Origin of the sequence: Caulobacter sp. S45 (genome assembly GCF_009765965.1) — a bacterium.
Taxonomy (GTDB): domain Bacteria; phylum Pseudomonadota; class Alphaproteobacteria; order Caulobacterales; family Caulobacteraceae; genus CAHJWH01.
This window is the reverse complement of sequence record NZ_LMUL01000014.1, coordinates 1,018,379-1,040,187: the sequence shown is the minus strand read 5'-3', so window position 1 is coordinate 1,040,187 and position 21,809 is coordinate 1,018,379. Positions and strand designations below refer to the sequence as shown.

At 66.9% G+C, this 21,809-nt stretch carries 13 protein-coding genes; 5 read left to right on the top strand and 8 right to left on the bottom strand.

Translation table 11 applies throughout. The features are described from left to right. Nucleotides 1-116 precede the first annotated feature (116 nt). Entirely contained in the window at nucleotides 117-1,223 is a 1,107-nt protein-coding gene (locus GSQ87_RS11785; protein WP_254062898.1) for a Ca2+-dependent phosphoinositide-specific phospholipase C, read from the bottom strand. 106 nt (nucleotides 1,224-1,329) lie between these two features. Beyond that, the gene (locus GSQ87_RS11780; protein WP_158915629.1) at nucleotides 1,330-4,185 is read right to left on the bottom strand and encodes a TonB-dependent receptor; all 2,856 of its coding nucleotides are present in this window, start codon (nucleotides 4,183-4,185) and stop codon (nucleotides 1,330-1,332) included. Nucleotides 4,186-4,318: 133 nt separating this feature from the next. Here GSQ87_RS11780 and GSQ87_RS11775 point away from each other — a divergent pair, with 133 nt between their 5' ends. Further along, on the top strand, nucleotides 4,319-4,960 hold the full coding sequence (locus GSQ87_RS11775; RefSeq protein ID WP_158915628.1) for a TetR/AcrR family transcriptional regulator: 642 nt from the start codon (nucleotides 4,319-4,321) through the stop codon (nucleotides 4,958-4,960). Nucleotides 4,961-4,986: 26 nt separating this feature from the next. On the opposite strand, the gene GSQ87_RS11770 is transcribed toward GSQ87_RS11775, so the two are convergent. Continuing rightward, the gene (locus tag GSQ87_RS11770) at nucleotides 4,987-6,384 is read right to left on the bottom strand and encodes an alkaline phosphatase family protein (protein ID WP_158915627.1); all 1,398 of its coding nucleotides are present in this window, start codon (nucleotides 6,382-6,384) and stop codon (nucleotides 4,987-4,989) included. Between the two features lie 202 nt (nucleotides 6,385-6,586). On the opposite strand from GSQ87_RS11770, the gene GSQ87_RS11765 reads away from it, so the two are divergent. Continuing rightward, a complete protein-coding gene (locus GSQ87_RS11765; RefSeq protein ID WP_158915626.1) occupies nucleotides 6,587-8,194 on the top strand; it encodes a carboxylesterase/lipase family protein in 1,608 nt (535 codons plus the stop codon). A gap of 145 nt (nucleotides 8,195-8,339) precedes the next feature. On the opposite strand, the gene GSQ87_RS11760 is transcribed toward GSQ87_RS11765, so the two are convergent. The 4 genes from GSQ87_RS11760 to GSQ87_RS11745 all read right to left on the bottom strand — a co-directional run bounded on the left by GSQ87_RS11760 (nucleotide 8,340) and on the right by GSQ87_RS11745 (nucleotide 15,315). Further along, a complete protein-coding gene (locus tag GSQ87_RS11760) occupies nucleotides 8,340-9,857 on the bottom strand; it encodes a phospholipase C (RefSeq protein ID WP_158915625.1) in 1,518 nt (505 codons plus the stop codon). Beyond that, nucleotides 9,857-11,359 (bottom strand): multicopper oxidase domain-containing protein, encoded by a 1,503-nt coding sequence (locus GSQ87_RS11755; protein WP_158915624.1) that lies wholly within the window; start codon nucleotides 11,357-11,359, stop codon nucleotides 9,857-9,859. Before GSQ87_RS11755 ends, GSQ87_RS11760 begins: the two co-directional genes overlap by 1 nt. Before the next feature lie 112 nt (nucleotides 11,360-11,471). Beyond that, nucleotides 11,472-12,770 carry an aminotransferase class V-fold PLP-dependent enzyme gene (locus GSQ87_RS11750; protein WP_158915623.1) on the bottom strand — a complete coding sequence of 433 codons (1,299 nt, stop codon included), beginning with the start codon at nucleotides 12,768-12,770 and terminating at the stop codon, nucleotides 11,472-11,474. Between the two features lie 85 nt (nucleotides 12,771-12,855). Beyond that, on the bottom strand, nucleotides 12,856-15,315 hold the full coding sequence (locus tag GSQ87_RS11745) for a TonB-dependent siderophore receptor (RefSeq protein ID WP_158915622.1): 2,460 nt from the start codon (nucleotides 15,313-15,315) through the stop codon (nucleotides 12,856-12,858). 536 nt (nucleotides 15,316-15,851) lie between these two features. On the opposite strand from GSQ87_RS11745, the gene GSQ87_RS11740 reads away from it, so the two are divergent. Beyond that, nucleotides 15,852-17,348 (top strand): S9 family peptidase, encoded by a 1,497-nt coding sequence (locus tag GSQ87_RS11740; RefSeq protein WP_158915621.1) that lies wholly within the window; start codon nucleotides 15,852-15,854, stop codon nucleotides 17,346-17,348. Nucleotides 17,349-17,366: 18 nt separating this feature from the next. Here GSQ87_RS11740 and arsC read toward each other — a convergent pair whose 3' ends face one another. Next, complete coding sequence (arsC, locus tag GSQ87_RS11735) at nucleotides 17,367-17,726, bottom strand: arsenate reductase (glutaredoxin) (protein ID WP_158915620.1); 360 nt, start codon at nucleotides 17,724-17,726, stop codon at nucleotides 17,367-17,369. Nucleotides 17,727-17,983: 257 nt separating this feature from the next. On the opposite strand from arsC, the gene GSQ87_RS11730 reads away from it, so the two are divergent. Both GSQ87_RS11730 and GSQ87_RS11725 read left to right on the top strand, forming a co-directional pair. Beyond that, nucleotides 17,984-18,391 carry a VOC family protein gene (locus GSQ87_RS11730; RefSeq protein ID WP_158915619.1) on the top strand — a complete coding sequence of 136 codons (408 nt, stop codon included), beginning with the start codon at nucleotides 17,984-17,986 and terminating at the stop codon, nucleotides 18,389-18,391. Between the two features lie 131 nt (nucleotides 18,392-18,522). Next, on the top strand, nucleotides 18,523-21,801 hold the full coding sequence (locus tag GSQ87_RS11725) for a S41 family peptidase (RefSeq protein WP_158915618.1): 3,279 nt from the start codon (nucleotides 18,523-18,525) through the stop codon (nucleotides 21,799-21,801). The last annotated feature ends 8 nt before the right edge of the window (nucleotides 21,802-21,809 follow it).

The window sequence follows — 21,809 nt, the reverse complement described above, 5'->3', positions numbered from 1 at the left end:
GCCCCCGCGCCCCCCCCGCCCCCCCGCCGGTACGAGCGGCGGGGATGCGGGCGACGCCGCGACGGCCTGGGTCGCGACCAGGACGCCGAGGACAGCCGTCAGCCGGTGGAGAAGGCTCACCGTTGGGTCGGCGGGCAGGTCGCGGTCACCTCGTTGCACCGGATCATCGGGCCTTCGAAGTCGACGGTGAAGCCGAACCCTTCCGGATCGGGGACGCCCGCGTAGTAGTCGCTGCTGACGATCTGGGCGCCGGAGGACAGCGCCGACTTCATCTTGCCGCCGTCGCGGGTGCGGGCCTCCTTGGTGTCCTCGTCGGAACGGCTACGGACGATGAAGCCCTGGCCCACCAGGCTGCGGATCCGGTCCTGGTTCTTGATCGGGTCCTGGATGTTGAAGAAGGCGGCTTCCGGACGGTCCTCGTCGAACCAGCCGAACATCATCCGGCCCTTGAGCGATGGGTGGCCGGTGCGCAGGAACACCTCGTGCGCATCGTTGCCGTCCAGCACGAATAGGAACTTGCCGCGCATGCTGCCGAGCTTGGGCCAGGACTTGGCCGTGACCGCCTCGCGCAGGGTGGCGTGTTCGCCGCGCACCTCGTCGGGGGTGACGACGCGGTTGCGGCCGATCACGTCGATGATGTCCTGGTTGATCTCGTCGATGCCGGCCTGGTCGAACTTGAGGTCGTAGGGGAACAGCACCGGGATGTGCAGCGGGTCGACGGAGTTGACCAGGATCACCACCGGCTCGTGGCCCGGATGGGCGTCGGACCAGCGGGCGAAGATCGCCAGGCACTTGCGGAAGGTCAGGCAGTGGACCTCGGTGTCCAGGCCCGCGACGTGCAGCACCTTGGCGCCGGGGGCGGCCATCAGAGCCTTCACCTCGGGCGTGGCGTCGGCGTAGGGGGACGCGTAGGCGCCGCCCTTGGCATCGGGCGCCACGTCGATCTCGAACTGGTGCAGGCCCAGCGCCAACTGGGATTCCAGCGGCGGATGGCCGTAGTCCAGGCCTGGCCAGTACTTCAGCGCCACGGCCTTGATGCGCTGCTCCTCGCCCGGAGAGGGCAGGCGGCGATAGCTGTTGTGGGAACCGAGCATCCGCACCTGGTTCAGCTTCAGGGCGTCGAGGGCCGTGTCGTCGGCGGCTCGGGCCGCGGTCCCGGCCAGCAGCGGCAGTGCGAGCGCCATGGCGACCGTGGCGAAAGCCCGTTTCCAAACCGTATTCATCAAGCCATCCTTCTCAATCACGCTGATCGTTGAAATCGCCAAGACGCGGCCGATCCGTGTGGATCGACCGCGCCCCGTAGGGGTTAGGCAGGTCGTGGATGTAGGCCTACCAGCGGTAGCTGGCCTTGACGGTGATGAAGCGGCCGGTCTGGACGTAGGAGCCGTTACCACCGGCGTCCTGGGTGCCAAGGTACTTGGTGCTGGGGCCGAGCGTCTTGTAGAATTCGACATCGTCCAGCAGGTTCTGGGCGGCCACCGTGAAGGTGACGCCATAGATCGGGTAGCTGACGCTGAAGTCCAAAGATTTCACCGGCTGCAGATATTCATCCAGGTTGTTGCTGGTCAGGCCGACCAGCTGCAGGCCTTCGTAGTGGTAGGCGAGATCGGCGGAGATCCCATACATCTTGTAGAACAGATCGAGATTGTAGATCAGCTCAGGCGCGCGGGGCAGCCAGGTGCGCCGGCCGAAGTGGTCGGCGCGGCCGCTGTCGGCGGAGCTGCGCTGCTCGGTGAGCGAACCGCCGAGGCCGAGGCCGGCGAACGGACCGGGCAGTTCGGTCAGCTGCTTGCGTGCGTCCAGTTCGGTGCCGAGCAGGTCGGCGTCCTTGCCGTTCTCGGGCTGGCTCACCGAAACGCCATTGTTGTTGATGGTGGCGGTGTTGGCGGTGGGCGGGGCGCCGGAGGTGAGTGCGGCATAGATGAAGTTGTCGATCTTCTTGTAGTAGAGGTCGACGGTCAACAGGCTGGCGTGGGGGCCGTAGAACTCGGCCGAGAGGTCGTAGTTGGTGGCCGTGGACGGCTTCAGGTTCGGGTTGCCCTCGCTGATGCCGTCGACAGCGCCGGTCATGTCGTTGCGCGAGATGCTCACCGGGCCGGCGATCAGTCCGAAGGCCGGCTTGGTGTAGGACTGGCGGATAGCGCCGCGGAACACCATCCAGTCGTCCGGCCGGTAGCTCATGATCAGGCTCGGCAGGACCTCGCCGTAGTTGTGCGAACTCGAGACGAACTGGCCGCTGTCGGCGCCGGTCGCCTCCCATTGCCGGCTGGCGAAATTCACGTCCTCGTAGCGCACGCCGAGGGTGGCCAGGAATTTCTCGTAGGCGAGGTTGGCCTGGAGGTAGCCGGCGAAGGTCCCCTCGGTGCCGGTGACGGTCTGGCCGTTATAGTCGTTGATGGAGTAGTTGCCCGGGTTGCCGACCACCGAGCCGCCCGGCGCGCTCAGACCGAACTGATTGGTGTAGGCGAAGGGATTGGCGCCGTTGGCGAAGGTGGAGCGATCGTAGATCCGGAACGGTCCGCTGAAGTCGCCGCCCAGGAACGAGATGTTGCGCCCCGGAAGCGATTCGGCGGCTGGACCGGCGGCGAACACCGACATCGAGGGCACGACGCCGCCCGGCGCCAGGATGGCGAAGTTGCCGCCGTCGTCGCCGAAGAACTTGTGGTCGTACGAGATGATGTTGGAGACGTTGACGTCCACCCCGGCCTTCACGTCGCTGAGGATGCCCTGGTCCACCCGGTAAGCTACGTCGTACTTGCCGGTGTACATGGTGTTGTAGCTGCCGATGTCGTCGCCCTGGTACTTCCACAGGTGATCGACGCCGGGGTTGTTGGCGTAGGCTTGGGTGGCGGGCGAGTCGTAGGTGATGCCGATCTTTGCCGGGTTGCTCACGTTGAAGAACGCCGCCCCAGTCAGGCTCGGCAGGCCGTAGAGGCTGCCCTGGACCATGTCCGGCTGGGTCGTGGAGGCGAAGCCGTAGGAGACGCTGTAGTCCATGGTCAGGCGGTCGAGCACGGTCTCGCCGCCGACCTTGGCGGTGATGAGCTGCTCGATGTTGTTGCGGTCCTGATAGTAGGAGCCGGGCAGCACGCCAGCCGGGCTGAAGTTCTGGCCGTTCTCGTACAGGCCCTCGAAGCCGCCGATGATGCTGTGCTGGGTGTCGCCGCCGGTGACCTGGTACTTGGAGAACGAGGTCTGGACGTAGAGTTTCTGGTTTTGCGTTTGATAGTCGAGCGACAGGTTGCCGCCGTAGCGCTGGATCTGGTCGTTGTAGTAGTCGAAACGGACGCCGGTGGCCGACAGTCCGCCCTTGAGGGCGGCATAGTTGGTCTGCTGCGCTTCCGAGGCCAGCGTGGGGGTATAGCCGAGCACCTCGGCGGCCTCGCCGGCGCTGTTACGGCTGTCGTAATAGCCGGTGAAGTAGACGCCCAGGTTGTCGCCGAACTTGCGCGCGGCCTCGATCTGACCGCCGCCGCCCAGGTCGGAAGAGCCGGTCTTGTTGGCCAGCTCGGCGTAGTTGCCGTTGGTGGTGATGCGCAGCATCGGCCCGTTGAAGTCGAAGGCGGTGGGCGTGCGGAAGTCGATGATGCCGCCGATGGCGTCGCCGTCCTGGTCGACGCCGGGGGTCTTGTAGACCTTTACCGATTCGATGCCCGAGGGCGGCAGCATCTTCAGCGACAGGGCGCGGCTGCCGGGGTCGGCCGAGGGCGCGCGGATGCCGTTGATGGTGTAGGCGTCATAGCTGGAATCGATGCCGCGGATGGTGACGTATTCGGCCTCGCCGGTGGCCGCCTGGCCGAGGCCCATGTCGGCGAAGGTCGACAGGCCGGGCAGGTGCTCGATCACGTTCACGATGTCGCCGCCGGGACGTTCGGCGATCTCCTCGGCCGACATTACTTCGGTGACGCCGATGCTGTTTTTCTTTTCATCGATTGCGCCCTGGACGGTGCTGGCTCGTTGCTGGCCGGTCACCACCACGTCCTGAATGGTGTTGGACCCGTCCGCGGCCGCGGCGGCGGGGGCCGCCGCCGCTCCGGCGGTGGCGATGGCGGTGGACGCCGTGTCCGCGGCCCAGGCCGCTCCGGGCGACATCGTGGCGCCCAGCGCCAGGGCGCTCGCCGAAACCCAAAGCCCCGCCGCACGCGTACCGATACGGCCGATTCTGGCCTTAGATTGCATCGCCATTAGGAAACCCCCATTCAGACCGCGGCCTCGCCAGCGGGTCTGAATGGGGTTATGATAGCTGTAAGTATCGTTTTTGCGACGGTTGTAATACAATCAGATCAAAGACCGCCTCGGGCGGCCATAGGGATGAAACGTGACTTCTGAAAATATGGGGCGGACGCGCCAGCCACCGCGACAGGATCGTGCGCAACAGACATATGAACGACTTCTGGATGTGACCGGAATTTTGCTCGCAGAAGTCGGCGTTGAGACGATTTCCACGAATATGATCTGTGCGCGTGCGGGCATGACGCCCCCAGCATTGTATCGTTATTTCAAGGACAAGTATGCGCTGATTGAGGCGTTGGCGGAACGTTTGATGGCGCGCCAGGCGGTGGTGGTCGAACAATGGCTGACTACGCACGCGCCGAATGGCGTGGGTGCGCTCGCCGCCAATGTCGAACCTCTGCTGCGGGCGCTCGCCCAGGTCACCGCCGAGCAGCCGGGCGCGCTCTGGGTGTTTCGCGCCATGCGCGCCGTGCCACGTCTCACCGAGGTCAGGCTGGCGTCGCATCGGCGGGTCACCGACCAGCTCAGCAGTGTCTACGCGCCGCTGATGCCGGGCGCGCCGGCCGGCATGATCTGGACCCGCGTGCGCCTGTCTGTGGAGTTCAGCTACGCGACCGACGAGATGATCGCGGAATCGCGCGGCGAGGATCTCGACGCCTTGTTCTATGAGGCGGGCAGGATGCTGGCGTCGCTGTTCTTCTTCGAGGAAAACCCCCGGCCGAACTGAGGGTTGGAGGGGGCGCCGCGCCAGGGTCAGGCCCGGCGCGGCCTCGTCCCCGGCTCCTGGCTGGGCAAGCTCTGCTGGGTCGGAACGGCTGGCGGCGGCAAGGTGTCGGCCCGATAGGTGGCCTGGCGCAGGGCCTCCCTGGTCTCCGGCAGGTGTGGGAGGGTGAGGTCGGCCGGCGCGCCGAAACCGAAGGCGCTCGTCAGATCGCCCACCGTCTCGCGCCGCCACCGGCTGAGGTTCGCCACCTCGACGCCGAAGCGCGCCTCGATCAGCTTGAGGGTGGAGGTGTGGTCGAAGGTCTGGCCGCTGACATGGCCGCCCCGGCTGAACGGCGAGATCACCATGCACGGCACCCGAAAGCCCAGGCCGATCGGCAGGCCGTGGACGAACTCGTCCGGCGTTCCGGGCTCGGGCGTCGGCGGGGCCACGTGGTCGAACTGGCCGTCGTTCTCATCGTAGTTGAGGATGAGGGCGGTGCGCGCCCACAGCTTGGGATTGGACCACAAGGCGTTCAGGATCTGGGCGGTATGCATCTCGCCCGCTGCGGGGAGGTAGGAGGGATGCTCGCTGACCTCGGCCGGGGGCACGATCCAGGTCACTTGCGGGATGTTGCCGGTGCGCAGGTCGTCGAGCAGGGTCTCGAACGGCCGGTCGCGCATGGCGTTCTCGTACAGGGCCGAGGTCTTTGGCGTGGTCTGGTACTGGACGAAGTACTTGCAGACGTTGCAGTCGTAATCGTCCATGTCGTGGTAGATGCGCCACGACACGCCGGCCGCTTCCAGGCGCTCGGGATAGGTCTCCCAGGTATAGGCCCTGCCGTCGTTGTCCAGAGCCGCGCCGCCGTGCTTGCCGTTCGGGTCGATGGTCCCGGTCATCAGGTAGTAGCGGTTGGGATTGGTCGGGCCGAACACCGAGCAGTGGTAGCCGTCGCAGAGCGTGAAGGCGTCGGCCAGGGCGTAGTAGTAGGGCAGGTCCTCGCGGGTCAGGTAGCCCATGGTCAGCAGGCCGTTGTCGCCGTCGGCGGCCCGGTGCGAGGCGACCCATTGGTCCATCCGTCCCGCGTTCCAGGCCACGTGCTGGGCGCCCCAGGAGTGGCTGAGATCGTCCAGGCGCTGGGCGCTGGTGGACAGCGTGTTCAGGCGGAAGGCGCTGATGTGGCCGTCGGGATGCAGGGCGTCGGCCTGGCGGAAGATGTTGCTCCCGTCCTCACGATGGGCGCGAGGATCGTCGAAGCCGCGCACGCCGCGCAGGCTGCCGAAGTAATGGTCGAAGGAGCGGTTCTCCTTCATCAGGATGATGATGTGGTCGATGTCGCTCAGCTTGGAGGCTGTGGTGCGATCGCCGCCGAGCGCCGTCTGCGCCGGCCCCGCCATGGAGGCGGCCGCGGCGGCCTGGATGAAGCGGCGGCGGGCGACACCTGTCATGGAGCGATCTCGGCGAGATGGGCGGGACTTAGGGGCTCCCATACGGCCGGTTCCGCCCGGCGTTCAGTCAAGGTTTTGAGACACCCTCAAACGGATCGTGGAAATCGCAATCGAACTGTCGCGTGGCTCTGCCAAATGGAGCGCCGGGGCGCGATCTCGTCGCGTCGATGGTCGAGGCCGGCTTCCGGCGAAGGGGTTTAGTATGAGCGGTGCTTTCGGGCTTTGGCGACAGGCGCTCAAGACCGCGTGTCTGGGCGCGACCTCTGTGCTCGCGCTCGCGGGGGCGGCCTGCGCCGAGCCGGTCAAGGCGGTGGTGGATAGCGGGGCGCTGGTCGGAGAGGTCGCCGACGGCGTCGCTACGTTCAAGGGGATTCCTTTCGCCGCACCGCCTGTTGGCGCTCTGCGCTGGCGGCCGCCAGCGGCGCCCCAGCCTTGGACCGGCGAGCGTGACGCCACCCGCTTCGGCGCCGGATGTCCGCAGAAGGACGGCCCAGACAAGGGCGGTCCGCAGACCTCCAGCGAGGACTGCCTGTTCCTCAATGTCTGGACGCCGGCCGAACATCCGGCGGGCGCGTCGCTGCCGGTAATGGTGTGGATCCACGGCGGCGGTTGGCGGAACGGGCATGGGTCCGATCCGGCCTTCGACGGTAAGGCGTTCGTCCACGACGGGGTGGTGCTGGTGACGGTGAACTATCGTCTCGGAGCCCTGGGTTTCTTCGCCCATCCGGCGCTGACCCGCGAAGCCGCGCCGGACGCCCCGCTGGGCAATTACGGGCTGATGGACAACATCGCCGCGCTTGAATGGGTCAAGCGCAACGTGGCGGCCTTCGGCGGCGATCCGCGGCGGGTCACGGTGTTCGGCGAATCCGCCGGCGGCGGCCAGGTGCTGTCGCTGCTCACCGTTTCGCGCGCCAAGGGGCTATTCCAGCAGGCCATCGTGGAGTCCGGTCCCGCATTCGGCCTGCCGCGCGGGCTCGCCGCCCAGGAAAAGTCCGGCGTCGATCTGGCCGTGCGCCTGGGCCTGCCCCAGGACGCCAGCGCCGACGCGCTGCGGGCGATCAAGCCCGAGACGCTGGTGGAGACGCCCACCGACGCGGCCCCCTTCATCGACGGGCGGCTGGTCAAGCAACTGCCGCAAGCGGTGTTCGAAGCCGGCCGTAACGCCCACGTACCGCTGATCATCGGGACCAATTCCGACGAGGGTTCGCTCACTCCCTACTATGCGAGCGCCGCCGATCAGACCATGGCGCTCTACCGGCTGCGCGCCGCGACCGACACGCTGAGGGCGTCATACGGCGCGGATGCGCCCGATGCGGCGACGCTGCGCCGGTGGGCCTTTGCGGACACCATCTTCGGCGCCCCGGCCCGCAAGATCGCCACCGAGGCGTCGTCGGCCGCGCCGGTGTTCCTCTACCGCTTCGGCTATGTCCGCCAGGACCAGCAGGGCAGGCGACCCGGCGCGGCGCATGGCAGCGAGATGGTCTTCGCCTTCGACACCTTGGCCACCGCGCACGCGCCGGCCGACCCGAAGGACGAGGCCGTGGCCAAGACCATGCACGGCTGTTGGGCCAGCTTCGCCAAGACCGGCCGTCCCGCATGTCCCGACGCAGCGGCGTGGCCGGCCTATGACGCCAAACGCGACACGCTGATGCTGTTCGGCGCCGACGGCGCGGTGCGGCCCGTCGCCGATTACGACAAGCCCAGCTTCGACTTCATCCAGCACACGATGCTGGACCCGCCGCTGCCGTCGATGGAGGCGGTGCAGGCCGAGGTAAAGCAGGGCGTGCCGGCGAGCGGGGAAGCGCGCTAGGCTCGGGAACCAAACCTCCGTTCATCTCCGCGAAGGCGGGGACCCAGATTCACTCGCATACGTCGGCGGGCTCGATCTGGGTCCCCGCCTTCGCGGGAATAAGCGGCTATTTAGCTAGCTGATCCTATGCTGGTCTCGAGAGCGTCTACTGCGCCAACCCCGTCGTGGGATCGAGCAGCAGCTTGGCGGTCTGCGGCTTGGCCTTGAAGTCGAACAGCCCCTCGATCGAACCGGCGGCCTGGTCCATCGACTGGTCCGAGGCCGGCATCCGGCCCAGGCTCCAGTTGTCCTCGATGAACTTCAGGATCGAGGCCTGGTCGGTCTGGGTGTGGTCGACCGCGTTGCGGCGCGCATAGGGCGAGATCGCCACCAGCACCAGGCGCGGGCCGAGGCCGCAGCGGTTGAAGCTGGCCTCCGACGTCGCATCCCCGCACTTGCCAGGGCCGTTCAGCGCGTCGGTCGGCGCAGCGGAGGGATAGACCAGGGGCGGCATGACGTGGTCGTACCAGCCGTCGCTGTCGTCATAGGCGATGATCACGGCGGTGCTGTCCCAGAAGCGGCTCTTCTGCAGCCGGTTGAGGGTGTTCACCAGGAACGTCTGCTCATCGATCGGACCGGAGTTGCCCGCGTGCCCGTCCTGGGCCGCCGTGGCCTTCAGGAAGCTGACCGCGGGCAGGTCTCCACCCTCAACCGCCGACCAGAAGTCGACTAGGTCGTACTGGTGGTTGGCCTGGTCGGTCCTGCCGATCATCGCGGTCGAAGTCGGCGGCAGGTGCTTGGCGTTGGAGGTCTGTTCGAAGTATTCGAACGGCTGGTGGTGGGGGCTGTAGGCGCGGATAACCTTGCCGGCGGCGTTGGTGTCGGAGGTCCCGCAGACGATGCTGCCGTCCGGATTGGTCTCCGACGGCCTGAAGCCGCCCTGGAACCAGCCCCAGCTCAGGCCGTGGGCGTTCAGCAGGTCGCCGACGTTATGGCCCTTGATACCGACCACGGGGCGGGCGGCAGTCGCCTGGCCGCAGCCGTCGAACACCGGGTCGAGGTCGCTGGACAGCACGCCCTTGTACAGGCGGTTCTCCACGTCGACGTGGTCGACGCCGGTGGTGCTGCCGCGAATCAGATTCAGGGCGCCCGGTGTGGAGGGGCCGTATTCGGTACCGAAGAAGTTGTCGCTCATGGCGAAGCGCTGGGCGTAGTTCCACAGTGCGGTGACGGTGTTCCCGTCATAGTAACCCATCACCATCTTCGGATCGCAGCCGGGTCCCTTGGCGCCGGTGTGCTCCACGAATTTGTCGAGCTTGCCGTCGTCGTAGGCCTTCTGTTCGGAGGTGTAGCCATGGTCCATGTCGCAGGTCACCGCCAGCATCCGGTCTAGGCGCATGGGGTTGGCGCTGTTGGGGTTGTGGGCCATCAGCTCGGGCGTCAGGCCGTTCACCCGCGGGGTGCCGGGCAGGGCGTGGAAGGCGGGTTCGCCCTTGGGGTTGGCGGCGTTCGGATAGGTTCCGAAGTAATGGTCGAAGGAGATGTTCTCCTGGAAGATCACCACCACGTGCTTGATCGGCGTGTGGGTGGATGCATCCGCGGCGGATGAGGGCGCGGCCCGCACCTGGGTTCCCAGCATCGCCGCCAGGGCGATCAGGCTCGCGCTCAACAACTTGCTGCGCATTACTTTTGTCCTTCGGCGGTGACGGGGAGGGGGGAGGACTTGGGCAGGACGCGATAGAGCGCGGTCATGCCGGCGTCGAAATGTTCGATGACGTGGCAGTGGAACATCCAGGTCCCCGGATTGTCGGGGGTCATGTCGGCCACCACCGTGGTGGCGGGCTCCACCTCCACCGTGTCGGTGCGGCGACCGCCGACCGTGACGGTCTGGCCGTGCCAGTGCGGGGTGTGAAGGTCGCTTTCCGAGCCCAGGCCAATCACGTACCAGCGCACCCGCTCGCCCACATGCATGTCCAGGCCCGGCAGGTTGGCGAACAGGTAGCCGTTGATGGCGTACTTCAGGTTGCTATCGATCCAGGCGGCGGTCTCGACGTCGGTGGGGGTGTCGTCCTCGTCCTGGAACACGGTGGCGGGCGCGCGGCCCGCTTCGGTGAAGCGGTCGATATTGGCCTGCAGCAGGGCGCTGTGGTTTTCGTCGAAGATCTTGAACAGGGTGACGAATTCGCGGTCCACGTCCTTGGGCGAGCCGTCGGGACGCGCCATGCCCTTGCGCGTGACGACCACCGCGCCGACCAGGCCGGTGTTCTCGTCCACGCCCTCCTCGGCATGGCTGTGATAGGGCCAGACCACCGAGCTGGGGTCGCCGGGGCCCGGACCTGCGCGCTCGGGGGTGTCGAAGACGTAGGTGTAGGTCCCACCGGGCGGGATGATGCCGTAGGGGCCAGGAACGCCGGCCGTCATGGCGCCCTCGCTGGCGGCGGTATAGCGCAGGCCGTGGACGTGCAGCGAATAGGGGCTCTTGGCGTTGTTGCGCACCACCACCCGTAGCGTGTCGCCGACCTCGGCGCGGATCACCGGCCCGAGCAGGCCCAGGTGCGCCCATTCAGGGGGCCGCGCCTGCCGGGTGCGGAACGTGCCGTCGGTGTAGCCGTGATAGACGGCCTTCAGGTAGGTCGAGCCGATCTGCTGGGGCTTGTTGTAGACATAGGTCTGCTGATGCTCGTCCAGCGGGGCGTCCATCATCAGGTCGATCCGCTTGGGGGCGTAGTCCCACAGCGTCTCGTCGATGCCGATATAGCTGACCCGCGCGGTCAGCAGCCGCCGCAGCCGGTCGGTAAGCGCGTCGCCCGAGGCGTCCAGGCGCTCGACGAAGGTCCCGTATTCGTCGTCCAGCAGTAGGGCGCCCTCGGGTCCGACGCCGGCGACGCCATGGCCTTTGAGCACCTGATCGATGGCCTGGGGCGATCCGTGGAGGGTGTCGCCGGCCGTATCCCCGGTCTGGGTCCCGACCCGCACGACCTGAACGCGCTGGGCGAGATCGCCCAGGGCTTCCACCGCGTGGCGCACATCGCTGACGCGATCCTGACAGGCCTTGGCGCAAGGGCCGCGCACGACCTGCAGCAGCAGGAAGCGGCCTCGAAACGCTGCGTCCGTGACCTTGGCCCCCTGCGCGGAAGCCAGGACGAAGCGTGTGTCCGCCGCCCAGGCCATGGACATGGGCGACATGGCGGTCGGCTCAGCGGATGCGGGCGCAATGGTCCTAAGGACCAGCAGAAGGCCCAGAGCCGCGCAGATACCCCACCTCATCCGCACGGCTTCGACCGATCGCGCCTTTCGATCAAGCCATGGTCTGCAGGGCGGCGACCAGGTGGTCGATGTCGGCTTCCTGGGTGAAGACGCCCGGCGTGACGCGCACGCACGACCCGCTCGCCGCGCCCGCCCGCTCCACGGTGAAGATGTTGAAGCGCTTCAGCAGGTCGGCCGCCAAGGCGCGGTTCTCCGCCCCGCTCGTGGCGCCCTTCAGCCGGAACGAGGTGATGCCGCAGGTCAGGCGCGGATCGGACGGGCTCAGGATCTCGATACGGCCCTGGCCGCGCATCTGCTCGGCCCAGCGGTCGCGCAGGTGGCGCAGGCGACGCTCCTTGGCTCGCGCGCCGATCCGCTCGTGGAAGTCCAGCGCCTGCTCGACCGAGAGGTAGCCCGCGAAGTTCGAGGTGCCGGTGTGGACGCGGTGGTTGAGGTCGTCGGAGGGGACCTGGGCGTTGCCCATGTTGATGTCGATGTCGCCGACGCGAGAGCGCTTGACGTACATGATCCCCACCCCGATCGGGGCGCCGATCCACTTCTGGCAGGTCAGGCCGACGAAGTCGGCCTTCAGGTCGGGCAGCTTGAAGTCGAGCTGGCCCCAGGCGTGGGCGGTGTCGACGATGACGTCGATGTTGTGGCGGCGCGCCATGTCCATGATCTCGGCCACGGGCATTACCGTGCCGGTGCGATGGCCGACATGGGTCAGCAGCATCAGCCGCACCTTGGGGTTGGCGGACATGGCCTGTTCGTAGGCGTCCAGGATGCCCTGGTGGGTGCCGGGCTCGGGCAGGTTAAAGGTGACGAGGTCCACGCCCCGGCGCGCTTTCAGCCAGTGGAAGGCTTCCTGGGTGCTGTCGTAGTCCAGGTCGGCGTACATCACCTGGTCGCCCGGCCGCAGCTTGTTGTAGCCGCCGATCAGGGTCATCAGCGACTCGGTCGCGCCGCGGGTGAAGGCGATCTCGTCCACCTCGACGCCGAGGTTGGCGGCGGCCCGGGCGCGCACGCGGGCCATGTCGGGGCCGATGCCGTGGCGGGTGTAGAAGGAGGTGTCGGTGTTCACCTTCTGCAGGTGGCCCTTGTAGGCTTCCAGCACCGGGCGGGCCATCATGCCCCAGTTGCCGTTCTCCAGCTGGATGGTCTCGCGGGTGACGTCGTACTGGGCGCCGACGCTGCGCCAGAAGACCTGGTCGTCCGGCGCAGCGTCGGCGCCGGCTTCGAACAGGGGGACGGAAGACGGGGAGGTAGGTTGCGCTTCCACAGCCGACGCGGCGCTCGCCGCGCCCAGCATCAGACCCGCTCCGATCAATCCACGACGGTTAAGTTCATTCATGTGGTTCTCTCGACGCTGGGACTCGGGGTCTGCAAAAGGATAGGGGCCGCCTTGCGGCGACCCCTGTAGGCTGTTTGCGTTCGGATCAGAAGTCGGCCTGAACGCGGACGAAGTAGTCGCCGCCGTTGGTGTCGTACGGCGAGTTGCGGGAATAGATCAGGCCGCGGTTGGCTTGGTTGGTCGCCTGGGCCGGATAGAAGTCTCCGATATTCTCCGCGCCGGTGCGGATGAACAGGTTCGGCGTGACCTTGTAGGTCAGCTCCAAGTCGAGGAAGGCGACGCCGGGGAAGCTCTCGAACAGGGTGCCGGTGGCGTTGCCGCTCGAGTCCGTCCAGGAGCCGTAATAGCGCATACGACCCAGGGCGGAGAACTTGCCGACCGTATAGGTGGCGGTGACGGTGGCGTTGTAGTCCGGCGCGCTCTTTTCATATTCCAGCCGGGCTGCGTCCTGGGTCGCGGCCGACAACGACCCGGAGGTCACCTGGGTGTTGTAGTAGGAGAACAGGCCGGTCAGGTTGAAGCTGCCCGGGCCGAGGTGACGGATGTAGGTGCTCGATAGGTTGATGCCGCGCGTCGCCGTGCTGAAGGCGTTGGTGTAGAAGCTGACGCTGCTGAAGGCCGAGGCGCCCACGACGCCGCTCGCCTCAAGCTGGGCGATCTCCGCCGGCGTGAGGGTGAAGGACGGAGAGGTCTGCAGCCGGTTGGCCACGTCGATCTGGAAGAGGTCGACCGAGCCCGAGAGACCGAAGTGCGTATGCCAGTTGATGCCGCCGTTGATGTCGGTGGACGTCTCGGGCGTCAGCGCCTTGGCCCCAAGCGCCTGGGCCAGCGGGTTCAGCGGCGAGATGCGGCCGCTGGTGACCAGCTGCAGGGTCACCGAGTCGAGGCCCTGGTTGGTGCTGGTGGAGAAGATCTGGCCGGGGGTCGGCGCCTTGAAGCCCGTGTTGTAGGACACGTGCATCTGCAACTGGTCAGGGATGAACTGGTAGGCGCCGGCGATCTTGTAGTTGAAGGTGTTGCCGAACAGGTCGTAGCTTTCGTCACGGGCGGCGAATTCGATCTTCGCCTGCTTGGTGATCGGTACGGCTATGTCGACATAGCCCGCGTAGCTGGTCTCGCTGTGGGTGCCGGCCTGCTGCAGGTTGATGCCGGGGAAGCCGTTGGCGCCAGGCGCCAGGCCCGCCGCCGCGCCGGGGCCGACCTCGTAGGAAGCCAGGTCGCCGGACCGGGCCTCGAAGGTCTCCACCCGCCGCTGGGCGCCGAACGCGATGTCGATCGGATCGGCCGTGAAGTTGTTCTTCAGGCGATAGTTGAAGTCGGCGTTCAGGTCGAAGTCGGTGTCCATGTAGTGGCCGAGCTGGAAGTTCAGCGGGCTTGCCGGGCCGAGCGACGCGTTGATGGAGTTGTCGAGGAAGAAGCCGGTGTCGTTATGGCCGTAGGACGCGCTGACGTCCCAGGTGAAGACATCTGACTTCATGTTGCGGATGCCGATGTCGACCTGCTGGTCGTTGTAATTGGTGCCTTCGCGCGGGGTGAAGCCGCCCGGATAGATGTTGTTGACATTGAAGCCGGGGAAGATGTTCGGCGCGGCGCCGAGCGCCGGGTTGGCCCCGTAGACGCTGGCGTTGGTGGTCGGGTTGCGCCAGTTGATGTCGGCGATGCCGGAGCCGTTGCTCATCGTGCCGAAGATGTAGCCCTCGGCGAAGTCTCCGATCGGCTCGGCGCCGTCGAAGGCGTACTTCCAGGAGGTCGTCGACGGGTTGCCCCAGCGCTGGACCGGGTTGGAGAGGGTGAGCTGCGGGTTGGCCGCCTGGAAGGAGATGGCGTCCGGGCGCTGGATCGTGCGCGAGGTCAGGCCGTCGTTGGAATACTCCGTGGCCACCATCAGGTGACCGCCGCCGGGCAGGGCGGTGGCGGCGCGCAGACCGAATTGTCCGCTGGTGCCGTCGCCCGCATAGTACTGCGAGCCCTGGGCGAACACGTCCAGGCCGGGCTTGATGTTGGTGATCAGGTTGACCACGCCGGCGATGGCGTCGGAGCCGTACTGGGCAGAGGCGCCGTCGGTCAGCAGCTGGGCGCTGCCCAGGGCGATGCTCGGGATCTGGTTGAGGTCGGAAGACTGCGAGCCGGAGCTGTTGCCGCTGCCCTCGATATAGGCCGAGTTGTGGAAGCGCTTGCCGTTCAGCAGGATCAGGGTGAAGTCGGGCGACAGGTTATACTGCGAGAGGGGCTGGATGAACTCGGGGCCGTCGGCGGCCGGCAGGCGCTTCACGTCGAAGCCGGGCGAGATTTCCGCCAGGGTCTGGCCGAGGTTGGTGCTGATGGTCGAGTTCAGGGTCTGGCCCGAATAGACGCTGACCGGCGAAAGGGAGGAGAAGACGGTCGTGCCGACTTCGCGAGTGCCGGTGACCACCACTTCGCCGGCCGCGGTCGAGCTGGTGGTGGAGGCGTCCTGCGCCTGAGCGGATGTGGCGAGTGCGACTGCCATCGCCGAGGCGGCGGTGGCCGCGAATAGTCCAGCGATATGTCGTCCGGCGGTGCGCATGTATCTGTTCCCCAAAGGTAGGGGCGGACACCTCGCTGGAGTGTGCGACAGCACGATAACGGTTTCATAAAATATACAATACGCTCGGGTATTGTGGAATTACAGCTTTCGCGCGAGAGCGAATCTCCGTGTCCTGTTTCGTATGTCCTTGAATTTGATCCCATCTTTTCTTGACCGCAGACGCGTCGAGGATGACCCTCGGGGGGACCACGCCACAGTTTACGCGTGTATGACCGTCATACAAATCGAGCGGCGTTCCAATTTTGTCGCACTCTCGGGAACCAAACTGCGTCGACCCCATTGGCCGTCCACAACGGCTGGCTGAAGCGCGAGAGCCGGCGTCTCCTCGCCTGGGTTCGCTTTTGCGCGACTAACCCCGCTCATCTGGGGAAGGGGCCGTTTCAGGTCCTGCAATCGTGGTTTAAAGACTGCATTCCAGGCGACGCAGATCGTTCGGATCTAGGGAACAGGCCTCCATGAAGTTTGACCTTTCTTCGATCACAGCCGTGGCTCCCGCAGTATTGGTAGCGATACCAATGTCCTTGACCCTCTGCTCCGCCGCCCGCGCCCAGACGCAGGCCGCGCCTGCGCCCATCACCGCCGAGCAGGATCATCTTCAGATGATGCAGCAGCTTGGCGTCCGCGTCCTCCGTCCCGGGCCAAGCGGAGACGAGAAGGCCGTCAACGCCGCCAACTACGACGAGGCCAAGGCTAACCCCTATCCGGTCTGGCCAGACCCGCTCAAGCTGGAGGACGGGCGCGAGGTGACGTCCGCCGCGCAGTGGTGGAAGCAGCGCCGTCCCCAACTCGTCGAGGCTTTCGAGCGGGAGGTCTACGGCCGCGTCTCCAAGGCCGCTCCCAAGGTGGCGTGGCGGGTGGTGGCCTCGGAAACCGAACGGGTCGGCTCCATTCCCGTGACGGCTACGCAGGTGACCGGCCACGTCGACAACTCGGCCTATCCAAGCATCGCGGTGGACATCTCGATGATGTTGATAAGGCCCGTGGCCGCGCCTCGGCCCATGCCGGTGCTGATCATGTTCGCCCGCAGCGACTTTCCGGTTCCCGACCAACCGTCGCCGGCGGAACTCGGGCGGATCAATGCGGCGGCCAAGGTGGTGCTGACAGCGCGCGATCCTTCGCTCGGTGCAGTGTTCCGCGATTTGCCGGCCTACGAACCGATCCCCGCGATGCGGCCGGTCCCGCCCCAACTCAATGCGGATGGCGATCCGCCTTCGGTGCAGCAACTCCTCGCCGACGGCTGGGCGGTGGCGCTGCTCGACCTCGCCAGCATCCAGGCCGACAACGGCGCCGGTTTGAGGCAGGGCGTGATCGGCCTGGTGAACCGGGGCGGTCCACGCAAGCCCGACGACTGGGGCGCGTTGCGCGCCTGGGCCTGGGGCGCCGGCCGCGCCTACGATTATCTCGCCGCCGATCCGGGCCTTGACGCCGGCAACATCGGCGTGGAAGGCGTATCGCGCTACGGCAAGGCCGCCCTGGTGACCATGGCGTTCGATCCGCGCTTCGCCATGGTGCTGGTGGGGTCGTCAGGCGAGGGCGGGGCCAAGCCGCACCGGCGCAATTTCGGCGAGGCGGTGGAGAGTCTGACCTCCGCTGGGGAATATCACTGGATGGCGGGCAATTTCCTGAAGTACGGCGCCTCAGACGCCGCCTTCGGAGCCAGAACCGCAGACGACCTGCCTGTGGACGCTCCCGAACTGATCGCGCTCTGCGCGCCGCGCCTGACCTTCATCAGCTATGGCCAGCCGAGCAAGGGCGACGCCCGCTGGCTCGACCAGCGGGGCGGATACATGGCGACCGTGGCGGCGGGTAAGGTGTTCCGGCTGCTTGGCGCCAAGGATTTGGGCGTCGGCGACGATTACCGAAACGCCAATCCGCCGCCGATCAACACCGGCCTGCTGGATGGGCGGCTCGCCTGGCGCCAGCACGATGGCGGCCATACCGATGCGCCCAACATGAAATACTTCATCGCCTGGGCGGATCGCTGGATGGGGCGCACCCCGGCGACGCCCTGAGCCGCCGGCCCATTGCGCCTACGGCAGCACCTCCCGCACCCGCTCGATCGGCCGGCAAAGTCGCGCGCCCTTGGGCGTGCTGACAATGGGGCGATTGACCAGGATCGGGTGGGCGACCATGGCGTCCAGAATCTGTGTCTCGCTGGCCGAGGGGTCGAGCAGGCCGAGCTGGGCGGCCGGCGTGCCCTTGTCGCGCAGGATGTCGCGCGGGCTCGCATCCATGGCGGCCAGCAGGTCCTGTAGCTGGGTCCTGGTCCAACCCGCCTTCAGATATTCGACAATGGTCGGCGCGTAACCGGCCTCCTGCACCATGGCGATGGTCTTGCGCGAGGTGCTGCAGGCGGGGTTGTGGAAGATGGTGATGGGGAAGTCTGGCATGGACCGATGGACCGATGGACCGATAGACCGATGGATCGTTTGGGTTGATTTGTCAAAACGGGCCAAAGTCAGGTTTCTGGCAAGGGGCTAGTGGCCGCAAAACGACCCATAGCTGTCCTACGCCGCTCAATGAGCGGGCGCCAATACCGGACGCATCGATATCTTCGCCGGGCGGTCGCTGGCGAAATCAAAGACTGGCCTGCCGTGATTGACACAATGCGGTGCGAAGGCTCGTCGCCGAGCCGAGGAGATGCACAATGCCGATTCCCGAAACGGTGGGCGCGTTCGCCATAGTTCCGCACAATGACCTTCCGGCCGCGATACCATTCTGGGAGCGGTTAGGCTTCACCCGCGTCGGAGGCGACGCCCAATACGTCATCATGACAGGCTGGGGCTGTGAGGTGAACCTCACCCAAGCGGGGTCCGGTCCGTGGCGGGTGCCAGAAGAGCATAACCCCTTCGGCGTCTTCATCCGCACGCCCGAGGTCGACGCTATCGCCGCGCGGGTCGACGACCTAATCATCCGGCCCGGCGGCGCCCTTCGTCATCGTGAGTGGGGTCTTTATGAAGTCGGGATCGGGGGGCCAGAGGGCATGCTTGTCCGTGTCGGTTGGCCGTCCCGGCTGATGCAGAAGTCACCTTCGGACGGCGACAATCTGGCCTGAAGCGCTAAGAGCGGACCGTCGCAAATCCACCCACAGTAGTCGTTCGCAAGCCCGCTCCCGGCGCGAGGCTATCGCGAAGCCGGGGGACGGGGCATGGTCGGGGCGAAGCTTGGCCGGGACGGAGCGTGCAGATGCGGGTTGGGGTGAGGGGCTACAGGTCGTGGGTGTCGTCGCTGGCGCTCGGGGCGGCGCTGGCCGCAGCCGGCGTCGCTCAGGCGGCGCCCTCGCTCGGCGAGCCTTCGCTCTCGCCCGACGGGCGTGAGATCGCCTTCGTCTCCGGCGGCGATATCTGGACCGCGCCGGCCCAGGGCGGCGAGGCCCACCTGCTGGTGACCGACCCGGCCACCGAGTCCCGCCCGATCTATTCGCCGGACGGCGCCAAGCTGGCCTTCCTGTCCAACCGCGCTGGCTCGACCAACATCTACGTACTGACCCTGGTCACGGGCGAGCTGAAGCGGCTGACCTACGCGGACACGACCGAACAACTCGACGGTTGGTCGCGCGACGGCAAGTGGATCTACTTCTCCTCGCCGGTGAACGACGTGGCGCGCCAGAACGACATCTTCCGCGTCTCGTCCGAGGGCGGCACGCCGCTGGAGGTCAGCCGCGAGCGTTACCTGAACGAGTTCGACAGCGCGCCTTCGCCGGACGGCTCGACCATCGCGCTGATGGCCAAGGGCATCTCCAACGTCCAGTGGTGGCGCAACGGGCACAGCCACCTGGACGAGACCGAGCTGTGGCTCAAGCCGGTGGCCGACGGCGCGCCCTATCGGCGGCTGCTGGCGGCCGACGCCAAGCACGCCTTCCCGATGTGGTCGCCGGACGGCGCTGCGCTCTACTACATGAGCGACGAGAGTGGGGCGGAGAACATCTGGAAGACCCCGGCCGGCGGTGGCGCGCCCCAGCAGATCACCCACTTCACCGACGGCCGGGTGCTGTGGCCGTCGATCGGCTACGGCGGCAAGAGCATCGTGTTCGAGCGCGGCTTCGCCATCTGGCGGCTGGACCTCGCCACCGGCCAGGCGGCGGAGGCGCCGATCGTCCTGCGCGGCTACCCGGCCTCGGCCGGCGACCAGCACCTGAAGGAGACCAGCTTCCGTCACCTCGCCCTGTCGCCGGACGGCAAGAAGGTGGCGGTGATCGCCCACGGCGAGGTGTTCGCCGCACCCGCCAAGGATGGCGGTCCGGCGGAGCGGATCACCCGCACGGCGGGGGCGGAGACGGACGCGGTCTGGTCGCCGGACTCGCGCCGCCTGCTCTACGTCTCGGAGCACGAGTTGGGCACGCAATTGGTGCAGTACGACTTCGCCACGGCCAAGGCGCGGACGCTTACCCCCGCCGCGGGCGTGACCGCGACACCCTCCTATGCGCCCGACGGCAAGAGCGTGGCCTATGTTCGCGACGGGCGCGAGCTGCACCTGATCGCCTTCGATGCTACTGGCGGCGTGGCCAGCGACAAGGTGCTCTACACCGGCGCGCTGCGGGACAATCCGGCCAGCCCGGCATGGTCGCCCGACGGCAAGTGGCTGGCCTTCGTGGTCAGCGACCACAAGTCGTTCCGCAACCTCTATGTGGTCCAGGCGGCGGGCGGCGAGGCGCGGCCGATCACCTTTCTAGCCAATGGCGAGGTGGGGTCCAAGGTGGCTTGGTCGCCCGACGGGACCTTCATCGTCTTCGACACCGCCCAGCGCTCGGAAGACGTCAAGCTGGTGCGCGTCGACCTGCTGCCCCACGTGCCCAAGTACCGCGAAGACGCCTTCCAGGACCTGTTCAAGCTGGCCGAGACGCCGGACAAGCCCTCGCGCAATCCCGGCCATGCGCCGGCCCGATCGCAAAAGCCCACCGAGGAGACCCAGGTCGCCGACGTGGACACAAAGGCCGACGACGCGGACGCCGATAAGGCCAAGCCGAAATCGCCGCCCAAGCCCGTGCGGATCGTGTTCGACGGCATCCGCGAGCGCGCCACCATCCTGCCCATCGGCATGAGCGCCGAAGGGCCGATCATCAGCCCGGACGGCAAGACGCTGGTGTTCGACGTCAGCCAGGGCGAGCGGGAAAATCTATACCGCTACAGCCTGGACGAGCTGGCGCCCGAACCGGCGAGCCCCGAACAGCTCACCTCCACCGAGCACGCCAAGGCTGACTACGCCTTCAGCCCGGATTCCAAGACCCTGTTCTACCGCGACGGCGGCAAGCTGTTTTCCACCCCGCTGGAAAACCCCAAGCCCAAGGCGCTGGCCGTCACCGCCGAGATGGATGTCGACTTCGACGCCGAAAAGCAGGTGGTGTTCGACGAGGCCTGGAGCGTGCTCAACCGCCGTTTCTTCGACGACACCTTCAACGGCCATGACTGGACCAAGCTGCGGGCGCGGTTCGAGCCCCAGGTCCAGGGCGCGCGCACCTCCGACGAGCTGCGCCGGATCATCAACCTGATGATCGGCGAGCTGAACGCCTCGCACTCAGGTATCAGCCATCCGGCCGATCCGGCGGCCAACGTGGCCCATGTCGGCGATCTCGGCCTGCGGTTCGACCGCGAGGCGTACGAGGCCGGGCGCGGGCTGGTGATCCGCGAGGTGGTCACGCTCAGCCCGTCCGACATCGCCGGCGGGATCAGGCCCGGCGACACCCTGCTGGCGGTGGACGGCGAGGCGGTCGCCCCGCACGCCAACCTGGACCGGATGCTGGTCGGCAAGATCGGCCGACGCACGGTGCTGAGGATCAAGGACGCCAGTGGACACGAACACGATGCGGTGGTGCGCCCGGTGGGCGTGCAGGTGGCCGCCGGCCTGCTGTACCGCCAGTGGGTCGACAACCGCCGCGTCTATGTCGAGAAGATCAGCGGCGGCCGCATCGGCTATGTTCACATCGCCGACATGTCGGATGCGTCGCTGGCCCAGCTCTATATCGATCTGGACGCCGAGAACCAGGCTAAGCAGGGTGTGGTCATCGACATCCGCAACAACAATGGCGGCTACGTGAACGGCTATGCGCTCGACGTGTTCACGCGGCGCAACTACCTCAACCTGACCCCGCGCGGCCTGTTCCCGACGCCGAGCCGCCAGACCTTGGGCCAGCGCGCGCTTGGCCTGCCGACCGTGCTGGTGACCAACGAGTCCTCGCTGTCGGATGCGGAAGACTTCACCGAGGGATATCGTTCGCTGGGACTTGGCAAGGTGGTGGGCGAGCCCACGGCGGGGTGGATCATCTACACCGGACCGCAGAACCTGATCGACGGGTCAGTGGTGCGGGTGCCCTCGATCCGGGTGCAGGACCTGCGCGGCCAGACCATGGAGATGCACCCTCGGCCGGTGGACGTGACCGTGGAACGGCCGCTCGGCGAAACCCTCGCCGGCCGCGACGCCCAGCTCGAGGCGGCGGTGAAGGTGCTGCTGGGGGATGGCGGGAAATAGTTGGGGCT

What these genes read in the sequence shown, in the direction of transcription:
- GSQ87_RS11780 (WP_158915629.1), bottom strand. Translation starts at nt 4,185, where the DNA reads ATGGCGATGCAATCTAAGGCCAGAATCGGCCGTATCGGTACGCGTGCG.
- GSQ87_RS11770 (WP_158915627.1), bottom strand. Translation starts at nt 6,384, where the DNA reads ATGACAGGTGTCGCCCGCCGCCGCTTCATCCAGGCCGCCGCGGCCGCC.
- GSQ87_RS11755 (WP_158915624.1), bottom strand. Translation starts at nt 11,359, where the DNA reads ATGTCGCCCATGTCCATGGCCTGGGCGGCGGACACACGCTTCGTCCTG.
- GSQ87_RS11760 (WP_158915625.1), bottom strand. Translation starts at nt 9,857, where the DNA reads ATGCGCAGCAAGTTGTTGAGCGCGAGCCTGATCGCCCTGGCGGCGATG.
- GSQ87_RS11740 (WP_158915621.1), top strand. Translation starts at nt 15,852, where the DNA reads ATGTCCTTGACCCTCTGCTCCGCCGCCCGCGCCCAGACGCAGGCCGCG.
- GSQ87_RS11750 (WP_158915623.1), bottom strand. Translation starts at nt 12,770, where the DNA reads ATGAATGAACTTAACCGTCGTGGATTGATCGGAGCGGGTCTGATGCTG.
- GSQ87_RS11765 (WP_158915626.1), top strand. Translation starts at nt 6,587, where the DNA reads ATGAGCGGTGCTTTCGGGCTTTGGCGACAGGCGCTCAAGACCGCGTGT.
- GSQ87_RS11745 (WP_158915622.1), bottom strand. Translation starts at nt 15,315, where the DNA reads ATGCGCACCGCCGGACGACATATCGCTGGACTATTCGCGGCCACCGCC.
- GSQ87_RS11725 (WP_158915618.1), top strand. Translation starts at nt 18,523, where the DNA reads ATGCGGGTTGGGGTGAGGGGCTACAGGTCGTGGGTGTCGTCGCTGGCG.
- arsC (WP_158915620.1), bottom strand. Translation starts at nt 17,726, where the DNA reads ATGCCAGACTTCCCCATCACCATCTTCCACAACCCCGCCTGCAGCACC.
- GSQ87_RS11730 (WP_158915619.1), top strand. Translation starts at nt 17,984, where the DNA reads ATGCCGATTCCCGAAACGGTGGGCGCGTTCGCCATAGTTCCGCACAAT.
- GSQ87_RS11785 (WP_254062898.1), bottom strand. Translation starts at nt 1,223, where the DNA reads ATGAATACGGTTTGGAAACGGGCTTTCGCCACGGTCGCCATGGCGCTC.